Here is a 14,292-nt window from a genome sequence, read left to right on the forward strand (position 1 = left end):
TGAGATGTGTGTAAACACATTTCACGCCCTTTTTGTTTTTAACGATTATCACCATTTGTAATGGTATTACGAACAATCACTGAGTCGACCTTTGTTAAATCATGCAAATCACGGCCACCGGCATAAGAGATGGCAGATTGTAGATCTTCTTGCATTTCACGCAAAGTTGAATAGATGCTACCACGGAGTGGCACGAGCAACTTCTTACCTTCAACGTTACGGTATTCACCCTTTTGGAATTGTGAGGCTGAACCGAAGTAAGTTTTATACTTGGCGCCATCCATTTCGATGACGTCACCAGGGCCTTCTTCATGACCGGCAAATAATGAACCAATCATCACCATGTCAGCACCAAATGCGATTGATTTTGCAATGTCACCATTGTAACGAATGCCACCGTCAGCAACGATTAGTTTCGTGGCAACTTCGGCACATTGTTGAATGGCAGCTAATTGCCAACCACCAGTACCAAATCCAGTCTTTAACTTTGTGATACAAGCCATTCCAGGGCCAACACCAACTTTGGTTGCATCGGCACCAGCTTCTTCAAGTGCAGTCACAGCATCTGGTGTTGCAACATTTCCGGCAATCACAAAAGTATCTGGCAACTTAGACTTAAGGTACTTAATCATGTCAATGACCGTATCGCTGTAACCGTGCGCAATGTCGATTGTGACATATTCTGGTACTAAGTTATCGGCAACTAGTTGGTCAATAAAGTCGTATTCAGCATCCTTAACACCCACTGAAATTGAAGCAAAGGTATTAGCCGCATGGGCATCTTTAATGAATTGCGCGCGTGTTTCAGGTTCAAAACGGTGCATCACATAGAAATAGTCGGCTTGACCTAGTTCAATGGCCAATTGTTCGTTAATGACCGTTTGCATGTTAGCTGGCATCACGGGCAATTTAAAAGTATGTGGACCGAAGGTGATTGATGTATCAGCTTCATGGCGACTTTTAAGGATACACTTCTTAGGAATTAATTGAATGTCTTCGTAATCGAAAAGATTTGACTCTGGCATAATGTAAGCACCTCATTAATGTTCGTGTTTTGTATTGTTTTGTTTTATTTAACCCAACAGTTAATGATTATAAACGAACTTTATTGAAAATACAAATAAAAAATTCAGGATAAACCAAACGGACGCTGAAAGTTTTATCTTCAGGCATGGGTCTGGTATAATAGTAAGAATAGTTCGGGGTCGTTACGGAATCGACTGGTATTGTTCGAGCTAGTATGGCGCTTAGGGGTTGTGTCCCTATAATCCACTCAGATGAATTAACTGCAAAAAATTCAAATAACTACGCTGTCGCTGCCTAAAAACCAGCACACGTGATCATCTTTAATTGTGATTGCCGATTATTTGATGGTTTAATAAATTAGTAATCTGCGCCAGTTGCTCTCCGCTTGGGGGTGGCTGGAAGAGGATAATCAAGCTAGCAGTCTGATCGCCTTGTGTTACGGCGTGCAGCCTGTGAATTTCAAATGGTAATACTATGAGCGTAGATGTATTAGTGGCGAGATAGTAGGACAGGGGTTCAACTCCCCTCGGCTCCATCTGTAGGATTTTGGTCAAAATCAAGTCCAAAATAAAACCAGTATAAACCTTGTTATAACAGGTTTTATACTGGTTTTTGTTTTTTTAAAGACGCGGGATTTCTCGGTGAAATTCGCTTTTTTTGAAATATTTGTCACTATATGTCTTTAAATATTGGTGCTATACTCAGTAACAAAGTTAAACAAGATATGTATATTTTTACGATATGCATTTAGTATTTATGTAAAAGAGGATATTAAAAAATGGAAGATTTAGTGAGCTTTTTGTTAACTGTCTTTGGAATTGTGCAATTTTTTGTATTTAAAAAATCATTCAATGTCATTTCTAAGAATCAAAAAATCATGGTCATTGTCATTTTCGTCTTGGCAATTCTAACAATCATATTTGGAATTCCTGATCTCATTCGTGGCTTTCAAGCTAATATAGCCGAGAACCACTAATTAATTTTGATGATGTTTAACTGTTGAATTAAGGAGAACACCCGTGGTTATTTTATTATATATCGGATGTAGTTTATTAGTTGGGGCAGGGATTGTCTTCGTCGCAAAGAGAAGCTTTTATATTGATCCGAAAACCAATTTCCAAAAGGTTTTATTTTATCTAGTTATCTTTATAAGTGCCTTTTTTATTATGAGTGGCTTCTTCCCAACGTTATTTAATTTTAAATAGCAATTCAAAAAACTTGTATGTCTTAGTGAGACGTGCAAGTTTTTTTGACAATGTTATGATGAAGATATTAATTGCAGGAGAGGAGCATGGCTATATGATTGAGATTAAAGAAAATGATGATTCAGACAACCGCGCTGCTTTGATTGACCTGTTAACAGAGCATCAAAGTATGCATATAACAGATGAAATATTAGATGAAGAAATGGTTTCAATCGGTGCTTATGATGACCAGGATTATATCGGTGGCGTGTTTGCGAAGCGATTTGGGAATACCGTGCATTTATCATTGTTAGCCGTTAAAACTGAATGGCGTGGCCATGCAATTGGTCAAAAATTAGTGGCTAAGATTGAGGCTTTTGCACGGGAGCGGGAGAGTCGCTATCTGACAGTCAACACCCAAGATTACCAAGCGTTAGCGTTTTACCAAAAACTCGGTTTTACAGTATTTGGATCAATTGAAGACACGCCCTTTGTGGGCACAACCAAGTATTATTTGAAGAAACGGTTGGATTGAAACAATTAATCTATGATGTATTGTAAGTGAAGAAAGTCAGCCCTCATTCGTTTTAGAATGAGGCTTTTTTATATCTGCATGAAAAATTTTTTCTAAATATTAATAAAAATATAATTTAATGTTGATTTTTTCACAAGGACTCAGTATTATATAATGAAAATGTATATAACAATTATCTAGGAGTGGGAGCCATGATTGAAAATAATCATACTGATCAAATAATGGATAATAGTGACGACGTGACTATATCAAAGTATGAAGACTATTTAGAAGGGATGGCAGCATTGGTCCAGGGAGAGCCGCTAACTGCCGAATCTTTAAAAGCATATACAGTGTCAACGTACCAAGTGACGGCTGATAATTTTTTCAAAATAAATTATGCGAATAAATCAATTCCAAAATTTGACCGTTTATGTACCAAGCTATTTATGAAACAAACGATGAAAAATTTGAATTATTCATATGATACGTTTCAAATTTGTGTGAAAAGATTACAAGCCATTTCAGTCCGAACAGTTGCGCAATTAGACTATGTCTTAAGTTATTGGAAGCCTGAAATTCAAGATATGATTAAGAAGGTCCAAAATGAATGTTTTGTGAACTTTTATTTATTACCAATTCATGCTTTGCCTTATTGTATTTTGAAAATGGAATCTGATGACTTTAACGATATGGCAATTTTTGTGGCAACGCAATTTTCAGGACAACCAATGACGCACTTTGATAATAGTGATGTGGAAAAGACGCTCATTTCTGATGTTGATGTACGAGCATTGACCGCGAAAATTTTAGCGTAATCTATGTTCTATTAAAGGGAATCTTGATAAGCTTAAAATAATCAATAACTGAAAAAGGAGACGATTAGAATGGGACTTTTTGATAGTAAATACCAGGTGATGCAAAAAGGTGGCTTTTTAAAATCTGACAAAGTGGTTTTAGATAATGTTTCTAAGAAAGAAGCCGAAAAGTTTATTGATTCAAAATCTGGCTTTTTTGGTGGGGATGGCAACGATTATTTTATTAAGAAGCGTTAATTTTGGCTATTAAAAATAAATGTATCAGGACTTATTGGTTATCCAATAGGTCCTTTTTATTTGTGAAAGGAATATGTAACACCTTTTTTAATGCATGAAATAAGTATGTGTTTTGAATTTTTGGAATGTGAAATACGGAACAAAATCGACCAAAGTGTGCACAAGGGAAAGTTAATAAAGCTTGAAAAAGATTGTTCGAAACGGCGGTTTAGGGCGAAATATGAACAAAATTCGTTGTATTTTTGAGTTATTTAAATGTAATCCGGGAATATTAAATTGTATTGTGAAAAATGTGAGAATCAGATAGCTAAAAAATATTTTTAGAAAAATATTTGAATTGCTTGAAAACGCTTTCATGAAAGCGTATACTTTTAGACATAGACAAGTAAATGATTGCTTAAATATAGAATTGAGGTAAAGATGATGTCAGATGTAAATACAGTACCTGCTAGTGTTGCCATGCTTCGTGTCCTAGAGTCATGGGGGGTTAAGCAAATTTATGGTTATCCTGGTGGTTCATTTAGTTCAACAATGTCTGCATTAGAACAAGAAAAAGAACGTATTCAATATGTTCAAGTTCGTCATGAGCAAGTTGGTGCTTTGGCAGCAGCGGCAGAAGCTAAGTTAACTGGAAAGGTTGCCGTAACATTTGGTTCAGCTGGACCTGGTGCAACTAACCTATTAACTGGTTTGTATGATGCTCGTGAAGATCACGCCCCAGTTGTTGCTTTGGTTGGTCAAGTACCATCACCAAACATGAATATGAATTACTTCCAAGAGTTCTCTGAGCAACCAATGTTTGAAGACGTTGCTGTTTATAACCGTACAGTTATGACGCCAGAAAGTCTTCCATGGGTTGTTGACAAGGCTGTTCGTGAAGCTTATAAGCACCAAGGAGTTGCAGTTGTTGTGATTCCTAATGACATGGGATTCGGTGAGATTCCTGATGTTGAATATGCTTCAGCTATGATTGACGAAACTAAGGAAGCCCCACTTCCAGATCCAACAAACGAAGAAGTTGATAAGTTCTTGGAGATGGTTAAGGAAGCAAAGCGTCCTTTGATTCACGTTGGACGTGGAATCAAGGATGGTGGCGACCAATTAGTTGAATTATCAAAGAAGCTTCAAATTCCTTTGGTTATGACTGGATTAGCAAAGGGCTTGGTTCCTGATGAATATGAAGGAAATCTTGGTATGGCAAACCGTGCGGCTTCAAAGGCTGCCGATGAAATGTTTGCCACAGCTGACTTAGTGATTGCCATCGGTGCTGATTTCCCATTTGCTAACTTGGTATATCGTAGCCATGACTTCAAGTTTATCCAAATCGATGCTGATCGTGTGCAATTCGGACGTCACCACTACCTAGATTTGGGAATCTGGTCAGATGCAACTAGCTTTGTTGAGAAGGCCTTAGACCGTAGCGAAGCTGCACCAGAGTCACCATGGTTCAAGGCTGCTGTTGCTGATATGCAAAACTGGAGTGAGTACTTAGACATGTTGACTAATCGTGACGTGTCACCTTTGGAATTCGAACCTGTTTACAAGCACATCAACCGTATTGCTAAGGATGATGCAATCTTCTCAATCGATGTTGGTGACAACATTATTAACAGTTTCCGTCATTTGAAGTTAACTAAGAAGAACAAGTGGGTGATTTCAGCCTTGTTCGCTTCAATGGGTGTTGGTGTACCAGGGGCTTTGGCTGCTAAGTTCAACTACCCAGATCGTCAAGTATTTAATATTTCTGGTGACGGTGCCTACTCAATGGTTATGCAAGACTTAATCACAGAAACTAAGTATCAATTGCCAATTATTAACGTGATTACTTCAAATGAAGCCTTAAACTTCATTAAGAATTCACAAGCTGATACTGATATGAACGACTACTCAGGTATCTTTATTGAAGGTCAAGACTTTGCAATGAGCGCTAAGTCAATGGGTGTTGAAGCTGTAACTGTTCGTTCAACTGACGAATTGGAAGCTGCCTTTGATAAGGCTGTTGAAGTAACTGAAGCTGGAAAGCCATTCTTGATTGATGCTAAGATTACTGACAAGCGTAGTTTGCCAGTTGAAGATTTGTTGATTGATGTTGAAGATGGTAAGTGGGTTGAAAAGGTTGCCCCTAACTACAACGCTGTTGGTGTTATGGAGCACATTGATTCAGTTCGCGACTTCTTTGACAGCTATGACGCACAATCATTGAAGACTTTGCCAGAATTGTTTGAAGAATTTGGTGTTGAAGCTTAATCTAAAAACATAATGAAGCTAGAAAAACACGGCCGTTAGCAAATAACGACCGTGTTTTTTTATGACAAAGCCTTTAGCTTCAATCAGAATAGGCGTACACTATAAGTAACCAGGTTGTTGGATATTTAATGGGGGATAAGCCAATGAGTTATAAAACAACGCAAGTGCAAGTCGATAAAGCTTCAAAGATTATGAAGCTTGTATTGGAACAAAAAGGACAGTTTATGCACCAAATTAAACTTGCTGATAAAGCTTTTGATAGTAAACAAGATCGTCAAGCGATTGAGTATCTTTTAAATCAAAATGATTACGGTTTGGCGGTGCACATTAATAAGCATAATTTAGTTGAATGGCAAAGCTAATGACTTAAAGTGAAAAAGGATTCCTGTTACTGAATAGTAGCAGGAATCCTTTTTATTATAGGGGATGGTTAGTGATAGTCATTAGTCCAGTCGTCCAAGGCGTGTAAAATTGGCTTAAGGGCATTGCCTTTTGGTGTGAGGTGATAGGCAAACTTTGGTGGGATTGTATGACAATCTTCTTTTTGTAAAACGCCTTCATTTTCTAGGAATTTTAAGCTATGCGCTAAGGAACGTGGATTAATATTTGGAACAGAACGTAATAATGTTCCAAAATGGATATTACCAGCACAAATTTGAATGAGAATAGGGATAATCCATTTACCCTTTAATGTTGATAATGCTGTGATGACATTTGTCTCAGATAATGCTTTTTTATTTTCTATCATCCTTTTCAACTCCTAGGTACTATACAAAAATTCCGTACTTTTAATATTTATTGAATGCGATACGATGAAATTAAATATATTTTATTTACTATTAATAAGTTTATTATAGTTTTTGTCTGTATCCAGTGCAAGCAGCCATCAATTGTGTCGCATGCAGGTACTGGTTTTGTTGGAAAATAAGGAGTGTTAGATATGAAACATAAATCTTTGATTATGGTAGCTGTTTTTTTAGCAACTCTGATGACATCAATTGAAACAACGATTATCACCACAGCGATGCCAACGATTGTGAGTGCTTTGCATGGGTTATCTATGCAGAGTTGGATTTTTACAATTTATTTACTGGCAACTGCACTTACGACGCCCATCTATGGGAAATTATCAGATCAGTTGGGACGCAAACCCATATTTGTGACGGGGATTTTATTGTTTACAGTTGGATCTTTACTAAGTGGTTTAGCATCAAATATGATGTTTTTAATTCTAGCGCGCTTGGTACAAGGAATTGGTGCAGGTGCAGTATTGCCAATCACCAACACAATTATTGCTGATTTATTTACCTTTGATAAAAGAGCAACAGCACTGGCTTTCAATAATACTGCATGGGGGATATCTGCTTTAGCTGGACCAGTGGTCGGTGGTTTAATTGTACAAAAGTTTAATTGGCACTGGATTTTCTTTATTAATGTACCAATCGGGCTAATTGTGTTATTGATCATTGTCAGTTTATATGAGAATCCTGTAGAGACAAAGGCAAATAAACTTGTACTGGATTATCAAGGCATTTTAACGTTAAGTCTGTCGCTGTTGAGTTTATTAATGATTTTTCAATTTTTACAAAAGACGCCTGTTTCATGGCGCTGGATTAGTGGACTATTTTTCATTCTTGCGGTGTCAGGAATTAGCTTTGTTTATGCAGAGCGACATAGTAAACAACCGTTGATTGATTTTGGTATTTTTCGAAATAGAACTTTTACGATTCAAATTTTCACTGCATTCATATTGAGTGGCGCGCAATTCTCCTTTCAAATTTATTTTCCAATGTGGCTACAGTCAATTTATAAATTACCAGCTGATTTAGCAGGCTTGGTGGTTTCGCCAAGTCCAATCATGTGGTTGATTGCATCATTTTTTGTCGGATATTTTGTGAAGAGATATGCGCCTAAATATATCAATATTTTTTTCATTAGTGTCATGATTATTAGTTATATGTTCATTATAAGCGCAACATTACACACCGATTTGATGTTATTTTATATCATTTCTGGAATTAGTGGGCTCGTATTAGGCATGGTGATTACTTCAAATACATTAATTGCTCAGCAAGTAATCAATCAGGACGAATTGGGCCTTGCATCTTCTATGCTCACTTTGGGTCGCACACTAGGGCAGACAATTATGACGGGAGTTTATGGATTGAGCTTTAATATAACGTTGAGTTCAGGGATTAAAGCACATAGGGAAGCAGTTTCGGAACAGGTTATGAATCAATTCGTTAATAATTCTGCACAAATTAGTGAAACCTCTCGGCAGATAGCCAATGCAATCATGCTACGGGCGCAACATACAGTCTTTTATATCATGCTCTTTGTATTAGTTGTTGCAGTGGTAATCAACTACTCAGATCCACTAAAGAAACCACTAGTTTCAGAATAAGTATGCATATAAAAAGGATTCCTGTTACTGAATAGTAGCAGGAATCCTTTTTATTATAGGGGATGGCGTTTCTGACAAATACTAAATAGCTATGTTAAAATATTGGCGTTAAATCAAAATTAGAAGATGGTTAAATGGGAGAATGTGATGCAAAAGTTTAGAACGGTGTTTTGGAAGTTTTGGCGCCGACTGTATCCAGCGTTGGTGTGGTTGGTGGTTATTTATTTGTATATTGAAATATTTGATTTTGTCGTCTCAAATGTGGCGCATGATGACTTGCTAGATTATGCGCAAGTTGACCCCGGTCAATTCATTAAAACATTTGCAGTGATGTACGCTGGGTTTATTGTAACGACCGTTAGCATTTTATACGCGGCTCATCGCTTGTTAAACCTACAAAATGATTATGAAATTGTGATTGGTATATTAGGGATGATTACAGTATTTACGACGTTATCAACCTTATTGGTTGAATTTGCGGGTTCAAATATTCCCAAACCATTCTTAGTTTTGACTTTGGTGAATGTGTTGTTATCGGTATCGTTAACGACAACATCCAAACTCTTAAAGTGGCGTCGAAAATACGAAAATGTGAATTGGCGAGAATTTATGCATAAATTACTTGAATAGTTTTGTAAAATCCTATAATATTAAAAGGATTGCTAATGTATAGGACGTACACGTAAAAATAATGGTTTAGCAGGAAGATGAGGCATGTTTTGAAAGGTCATTTAATATTTTTGACGATGGTGACGACAATGGTCACGATAAATACAATATTGGTATATGGTTTTTCAATGCATGATGTTTTGATTATTTTACAATTATTGGTCATTGTGATTCCAGGCGCTTTTATTTTAAAAGAGCTCTTCACAATTCCATTAGTAAAGAATATTGAGACGAAATATTTAATGAGTATTCGCCAAAATGTACGCCGAATGATTCTTTTTCCGGCAATGGTGATGTTGATTAATTCGGGTATCATTACAATGGTATCAACGATTTTAAAGAATATTGGCGAATTTCCGTTGCTAACTAACTTTCTTGAAGGCTGGGGAATTAAGTTAGCGATTCTCTTCCCGTTATTTTTCTTTGTTGTTCGTCCGCTATGGAATTACATTTTCGATGTTTTTGAAACAGCAAAAATTGATTAAATAAACATGATCCTGATTTTTGAATCAGGGTCTTTTTTTGTGATGAAAGCAAAAAGAAAAGTGTCAAAGCATATGCTTTGACACTTATAGGACTGCTCTAGCTGGACTCGAACCAGCGACCCTCGCATTAACAGTGCGGCGTTCTACCAACTGAACTACAGAGCAAAAATTTATCAATAAAGGTATTATAAATGAAGAAAAGGTTAAAAAGCAAGCATTAATTCATCTTAATGCCATAAAAGCGCCTAAATACCTTTAAAGACGCTTTATAACTGCTCTAGCTGGACTCGAACCAGCGACCCTCGCATTAACAGTGCGGCGTTCTACCAACTGAACTACAGAGCAATAATAAATCAATAGCATTAGTATAAAGGATACTTGGATATAATAGCAAGCATTAAAAAATAAAAATGTGACAAATTGATTTAATCTGTATCACATACTTTTGTGTCATTTTTCACAAACGGTGCTATACTTAGTTTTGTAAAAGAAATATCACACAATAAAAGGAGCGCAGAATAATGACAGAAGTCGCATTTATTACAGGAGCAGGGCAAGGGATTGGTGAAGCAATTGCTAAGCGTTTAGCTGATGATGGTACTAAGGTAGCGATTGTTGGTCGTACGTTAAGCAAGGTTGAACGTGTTGCGGATGAAATTAATGCCGTTCATCCTGGATTTGCACTTCCAGTCCAAGCAGATGTTGCAAACCGCGAAGAAGTATTTGCAGGTGTGAAAGAAACAATTGATGAATTTGGTGACTTAACGGTTATGATTAATAATGCCGGAGTTGCACCAACGACACCAATTTTGGAAGTTGATGAAGAGACTTTACGTTGGGCCCAAGATATCAACGTGAATGGAACGGTTTGGGGAATCCAAGCTGCGACTGAAGCTTTCCGTGATTTGGGACATGGTGGAAAAATTATTAATGCAACATCACAAGCTGGTGTACAAGGTAATCCTAACTTAACAGTTTATGGCTCAACTAAATTTGCCATTCGTGGCATCACGCAAACGACGGCCAAGGAATTGGCTGAATTTGGGATTACTGTTAATGCATTTGCACCTGGAATTGTGAAGACACCAATGATGTATGATATTGCACATGAAGTTGCTCAAAATGCTGGAAAAGATGATGACTGGGGCATGGCGCAATTCTCAGAAGGGATTGCTTTAGGCCGTCTATCAACAGCGGAAGATGTGGCTGCCGGGGTTGCTTTCTTGGCTGGTCCAGATTCAAATTATATGACGGGACAAACATTAATTGTCGACGGTGGAATGGTTTTCCATTAAACAAAAATTCTGATTCAAAAGATTACCGAAAGGTAGTCTTTTTTGTTTGCGCTAATCATTGATTGAGGGTATTCTGAAAGGGAAACAAATATGCGTATAAAGTGAGAGAAATGATGATACGATGCAGCTGGGGTGAAGACGAAGTTAATCAAGAATATCATGATCATGAATGGGGTGTTCCGATTCGTAATAACGATGAAAAACTGTTCGAGGCATTGACTTTAGAGCTTATGCAGTCAGGCCTTTCATGGAAAACAATTATGAAAAAGCGCCAGAATTTTAAGGTGGCTTTTTCAAACTGGGATTATAATCAAGTTTCACAATTTGATCAGGACCATATTGAACGTTTAGTACAGGATTCATCAATTATTCGACACCGCAAAAAAATCGAAGCAGTCATTAACAATGCGCAACAAATTTTAGCAATACAAGCTGAATTTGGAAGTTTTAGCCAATTTATTTGGCGCTACACGGAAGGTGTCTCACAAATCAATCACTGGCAGACTGAAGCAGAAGTTCCAGCTAAGACAGACCTAGCGGAGACAATTAGTCGAGATTTAAAACGTTATGGCTTTAAATTTGTTGGGCCAACAACCACATATGCATTTATGCAGGCGATTGGTATGGTGAATGATCATATTGAAGCATGTGCGTTTAAAGGTAGCATACATTAGATGGTATGAGGGGGAATTGTTTTGGCAAGTATTTATGATTTTGAATTAAAAGATATAGATGGAATGCCGTTAAAATTTTCTGATTTTAAAGGGAAAATCATACTCGTGGTGAACACAGCTAGTAAATGTGGTTTAGCGGGTCAGCTGAATGATCTAGAAGAGCTGTATGAAAAATATAATCAAAAAGGTTTTGAGATTATTGGAATTCCGTCTAATCAATTTAAAGGGGAGTTGGCAACGGATGCCGAAACCGCAAATTATTGTGCATTACGCTATGGGGTTAATTTTCCGATGACGCAACGCGTTGATGTGAATGGTAAACATGCGCATCCACTTTTTCAGTATTTAAAAGCGGCTAGTGGTCATGGTGCTATTAAATGGAATTATACAAAGTTTTTAATTAATCAAGACGGTGAACTTGTTCATCGTTTTGCGCCGGTAGCTTCTGTCCAAAAAATTGAACAGGCCATCGCAACATTAATATAGAAAAAAGCGTTACCTCATTTTAAAATGAGGTAACGCTTTTAATTTATTAAATCTCTGGTAAGTTGTTGTAAATCGGGCACAACAGCTTGTTCAAACCAAGAGTTTTTCTTTAACCAGATTTGATTGCGCGGAGACGGGTGGACTAATGGAAAGAAGTCCGGTAAATAATCCTGATAATGCTTGACGGTTTCCGTCAATGTTCTATAACGCGTCTGCTTAAGATAATATTTTTGAGCATAATTACCCACTAACAAAGTTGTGGTTAATTCAGGCATTGTTGCCAGTAACTTTGGATGCCATTTATCGGCGAAGCCAGTGCGGGGGGCTAAATCGCCACCTTTGCCTTTACCTGGAAAGTAAAAGTCTAAAGGTAAAATGGCTAATTTGGGATTGTTATAGAATGTTTCACGGTCGATACCCAGCCAATTTCTCAAGCGTTCACCACTGGGGTCGTCCCAAAATAAACCAGATGTTTGTGCACGAATGCCAGGTGCTTGACCGACAATTAAGAGTTTTGCTTCAGGATGGACTGAATACAAGGGCTTAATTCCTTGATCAGTGTAGCTACGATTTTGTTCGTCAGCTTGAATCGCTTTAAAAATATCTGCTTCATCCATAACAGGCCTCCTAGAATCTCGATTTAATTAGTGTCCTTGTGTGATGTTAATCCCAATCAAGCTAATTAGCAACATCACGACAAAAATCCAAGTAATCGGCGCGATGTGATCACCAAAGATAATCACACCAGCAATAATTGATCCAACGGCACCAATTCCAGTCCAAACGGGATAAGCGGTACTTAAAGGTAAGCTCTTAGTTGCTAGTGCTAAGAACACAACACTTAGTGCCATCCCCACAACGGTTGCAATTGCGAATGGCCACTTGGTAAAGCCATCGCTCATTTTCATTGTACTTGCCCACAAAACTTCGAGTAGTCCTGCGATAATTAAATTCATCCATGCCATGATGTTTTCCTCCAAAATAAAAAATGCCGGAACGTATACCTTCCATGACCTAATGGTATAAGTTTGACATTTTGCTGATGCACCCGGTGGTGCGGATTAATTTTTTATTTCAATACAGGGTAGTCTAGCACGTTAAAAAAATTTTGGCAACATTTGCTTTGCCAACCATGCTTTCTCTATAATGGACAATAGAAAAAGACAGATGATAAATGAGGGATTTGTATGGAAACGAGAAGTTTAATTCGCTGGTTTGAACAAACCTTTGATTGGAAAATTGGCGCCATCACACTGGTGTGCTTAGTTTTGATTTGGCTTATCGGACATTATGGGGTCAAATGGTTAATTGGTCGTCTATCCCGAGTCGAGCGGTTTGGTGATACGACGCATCTAATCATTGAATGCGCGCAAAAGCCACTAACGGTCGTGATTTATGCTATGGGAGTGACTGAAGTCCTTGATTATTTGAATGCACCTAAATCAGTATTAGGGTTAACGGGTCAATTGTTTCAAACTTGGATTGTTGTTAGTATCGGCATTGCCTTGTATTATGTGACGCCGACTTTGATGAAGCGGGCTAGCACCATTGGGCAAACAAACATTTTAAAAACGAACGCTATCATGCGTTCATTTACGACGACTTTGTTGCAAGTGTTGTTAATTACGGTGATTGGTTTTGCTGTTTTAGACATTTGGAATATTAACGTCAACGGTCTATTGGCTGGAGCAGGATTAACTGGGCTAGCAATTTCGATGGCGGCTCAAGATCAGATTCGAAATTTCTTAGGTGGTGCGGTGATTATTGCTGAAAAGTCATTTTCAATTGGCGATGCCATCGAATCACCCTCAATTGAAGGGACAGTTGAAGATATTACCTTCCGTTCAACTAAATTACGGACCCCAGCTGGTGCGCTGCAAGTTGTGCCAAATTCAACATTGGCGAATGAACCCATCACGAATAAAAGTCGGGTTGATGTACCACGTATTACGTTAAATTATTATTTGAATGTGGGAACGACTGAGGCTCAGTTGACCCAATTCAAAGTTGATATTTTGAATTTTCTAAAAGCTGATCAGCGTTTCATGGCGAGTCACATGGAATATCAAGTCAATGTGCTCGAGATTACGAGTACTGGGATTCACTTGCAAGTCAATGGCCCACTATCAGATATGGGAATTGAACAAATTAATGCCACTAAGGCCGATTTGAATTTAGCAATGATTGATATGGCACAAAAGCGTTCAATTAAGTTTGTTCAAGTTGGAGAAATGATGTCAGGAGACGCATAAT

At 37.7% G+C, this 14,292-nt stretch carries 17 protein-coding genes, 2 tRNA genes and 1 other RNA gene; 14 read left to right on the forward strand and 6 right to left on the reverse strand.

Features of this window, described 5'->3' with window-relative positions:
- Positions 1–38: 38 nt before the first annotated feature.
- Positions 39–1,025 (reverse strand): GMP reductase, encoded by a 987-nt coding sequence (locus IV67_RS06480; RefSeq protein WP_057788299.1) that lies wholly within the window; start codon positions 1,023–1,025, stop codon positions 39–41.
- A 176-nt stretch (positions 1,026–1,201) separates the two neighbouring features.
- On the opposite strand from IV67_RS06480, the gene ssrA reads away from it, so the two are divergent.
- The 7 genes from ssrA to IV67_RS06510 all read left to right on the forward strand — a co-directional run bounded on the left by ssrA (position 1,202) and on the right by IV67_RS06510 (position 6,388).
- Positions 1,202–1,564: a transfer-messenger RNA gene (ssrA, locus tag IV67_RS09140) on the forward strand.
- 240 nt (positions 1,565–1,804) lie between these two features.
- Positions 1,805–2,002 (forward strand): hypothetical protein, encoded by a 198-nt coding sequence (locus tag IV67_RS06485; RefSeq protein WP_057788301.1) that lies wholly within the window; start codon positions 1,805–1,807, stop codon positions 2,000–2,002.
- Positions 2,003–2,286: 284 nt separating this feature from the next.
- Entirely contained in the window at positions 2,287–2,745 is a 459-nt protein-coding gene (locus IV67_RS06495) for a GNAT family N-acetyltransferase (protein WP_157050307.1), read from the forward strand.
- Between the two features lie 191 nt (positions 2,746–2,936).
- Positions 2,937–3,542 (forward strand): hypothetical protein, encoded by a 606-nt coding sequence (locus IV67_RS06500; protein WP_057788306.1) that lies wholly within the window; start codon positions 2,937–2,939, stop codon positions 3,540–3,542.
- A 69-nt stretch (positions 3,543–3,611) separates the two neighbouring features.
- Complete coding sequence (locus IV67_RS09300; protein WP_157050308.1) at positions 3,612–3,779, forward strand: hypothetical protein; 168 nt, start codon at positions 3,612–3,614, stop codon at positions 3,777–3,779.
- 423 nt (positions 3,780–4,202) lie between these two features.
- Entirely contained in the window at positions 4,203–6,026 is a 1,824-nt protein-coding gene (gene spxB / locus IV67_RS06505) for a pyruvate oxidase (protein WP_057788357.1), read from the forward strand.
- A gap of 143 nt (positions 6,027–6,169) precedes the next feature.
- Complete coding sequence (locus IV67_RS06510; protein WP_057788308.1) at positions 6,170–6,388, forward strand: hypothetical protein; 219 nt, start codon at positions 6,170–6,172, stop codon at positions 6,386–6,388.
- Between the two features lie 68 nt (positions 6,389–6,456).
- Here the strand turns inward: IV67_RS06510 and IV67_RS06515 are convergent, their stop codons facing one another.
- Positions 6,457–6,774, reverse strand: a complete 318-nt coding sequence (locus IV67_RS06515) for a winged helix-turn-helix transcriptional regulator (protein ID WP_057788309.1) — start codon at positions 6,772–6,774, stop codon at positions 6,457–6,459.
- 192 nt (positions 6,775–6,966) lie between these two features.
- Here IV67_RS06515 and IV67_RS06520 point away from each other — a divergent pair, with 192 nt between their 5' ends.
- The 3 genes from IV67_RS06520 (at position 6,967) to IV67_RS06530 (ending at position 9,584) form a co-directional block, all read left to right on the forward strand.
- Positions 6,967–8,430: an MFS transporter gene (locus IV67_RS06520; protein WP_057788311.1), complete on the forward strand. Its 1,464-nt coding sequence runs from the start codon at positions 6,967–6,969 to the stop codon at positions 8,428–8,430.
- A 147-nt stretch (positions 8,431–8,577) separates the two neighbouring features.
- Complete coding sequence (locus IV67_RS06525) at positions 8,578–9,060, forward strand: hypothetical protein (protein WP_057788313.1); 483 nt, start codon at positions 8,578–8,580, stop codon at positions 9,058–9,060.
- A 116-nt stretch (positions 9,061–9,176) separates the two neighbouring features.
- The gene (locus tag IV67_RS06530) at positions 9,177–9,584 is read left to right on the forward strand and encodes a hypothetical protein (protein ID WP_057788315.1); all 408 of its coding nucleotides are present in this window, start codon (positions 9,177–9,179) and stop codon (positions 9,582–9,584) included.
- 92 nt (positions 9,585–9,676) lie between these two features.
- Here the strand turns inward: IV67_RS06530 and IV67_RS06535 are convergent.
- Together IV67_RS06535 and IV67_RS06540 are read right to left on the reverse strand one after the other, a co-directional pair.
- Positions 9,677–9,749: transfer RNA gene (locus IV67_RS06535), tRNA-Asn, on the reverse strand.
- A gap of 107 nt (positions 9,750–9,856) precedes the next feature.
- Positions 9,857–9,929: transfer RNA gene (locus tag IV67_RS06540), tRNA-Asn, on the reverse strand.
- A 176-nt stretch (positions 9,930–10,105) separates the two neighbouring features.
- Between IV67_RS06540 and IV67_RS06545 the strand changes: the two genes are divergently transcribed.
- The 3 genes from IV67_RS06545 (at position 10,106) to IV67_RS06555 (ending at position 12,039) form a co-directional block, all read left to right on the forward strand.
- On the forward strand, positions 10,106–10,879 hold the full coding sequence (locus tag IV67_RS06545) for a (S)-acetoin forming diacetyl reductase (protein WP_057788317.1): 774 nt from the start codon (positions 10,106–10,108) through the stop codon (positions 10,877–10,879).
- 110 nt (positions 10,880–10,989) lie between these two features.
- On the forward strand, positions 10,990–11,553 hold the full coding sequence (locus IV67_RS06550; protein ID WP_337250199.1) for a DNA-3-methyladenine glycosylase I: 564 nt from the start codon (positions 10,990–10,992) through the stop codon (positions 11,551–11,553).
- Between the two features lie 21 nt (positions 11,554–11,574).
- Positions 11,575–12,039 (forward strand): glutathione peroxidase, encoded by a 465-nt coding sequence (locus tag IV67_RS06555; RefSeq protein WP_057788321.1) that lies wholly within the window; start codon positions 11,575–11,577, stop codon positions 12,037–12,039.
- 38 nt (positions 12,040–12,077) lie between these two features.
- Here the strand turns inward: IV67_RS06555 and IV67_RS06560 are convergent, their stop codons facing one another.
- On the reverse strand, positions 12,078–12,656 hold the full coding sequence (locus IV67_RS06560) for a uracil-DNA glycosylase family protein (protein ID WP_057788323.1): 579 nt from the start codon (positions 12,654–12,656) through the stop codon (positions 12,078–12,080).
- 27 nt (positions 12,657–12,683) lie between these two features.
- The gene (locus tag IV67_RS06565; RefSeq protein ID WP_057788325.1) at positions 12,684–13,004 is read right to left on the reverse strand and encodes a DMT family transporter; all 321 of its coding nucleotides are present in this window, start codon (positions 13,002–13,004) and stop codon (positions 12,684–12,686) included.
- Positions 13,005–13,226: 222 nt separating this feature from the next.
- Between IV67_RS06565 and IV67_RS06570 the strand changes: the two genes are divergently transcribed.
- The gene (locus tag IV67_RS06570; RefSeq protein WP_057788327.1) at positions 13,227–14,291 is read left to right on the forward strand and encodes a mechanosensitive ion channel family protein; all 1,065 of its coding nucleotides are present in this window, start codon (positions 13,227–13,229) and stop codon (positions 14,289–14,291) included.
- Position 14,292: the final 1 nt, after the last annotated feature.

It is taken from the genome of Weissella minor, from assembly GCF_001437425.1.
GTDB classification, from domain to species: Bacteria; Bacillota; Bacilli; order Lactobacillales; family Lactobacillaceae; genus Weissella; species Weissella minor.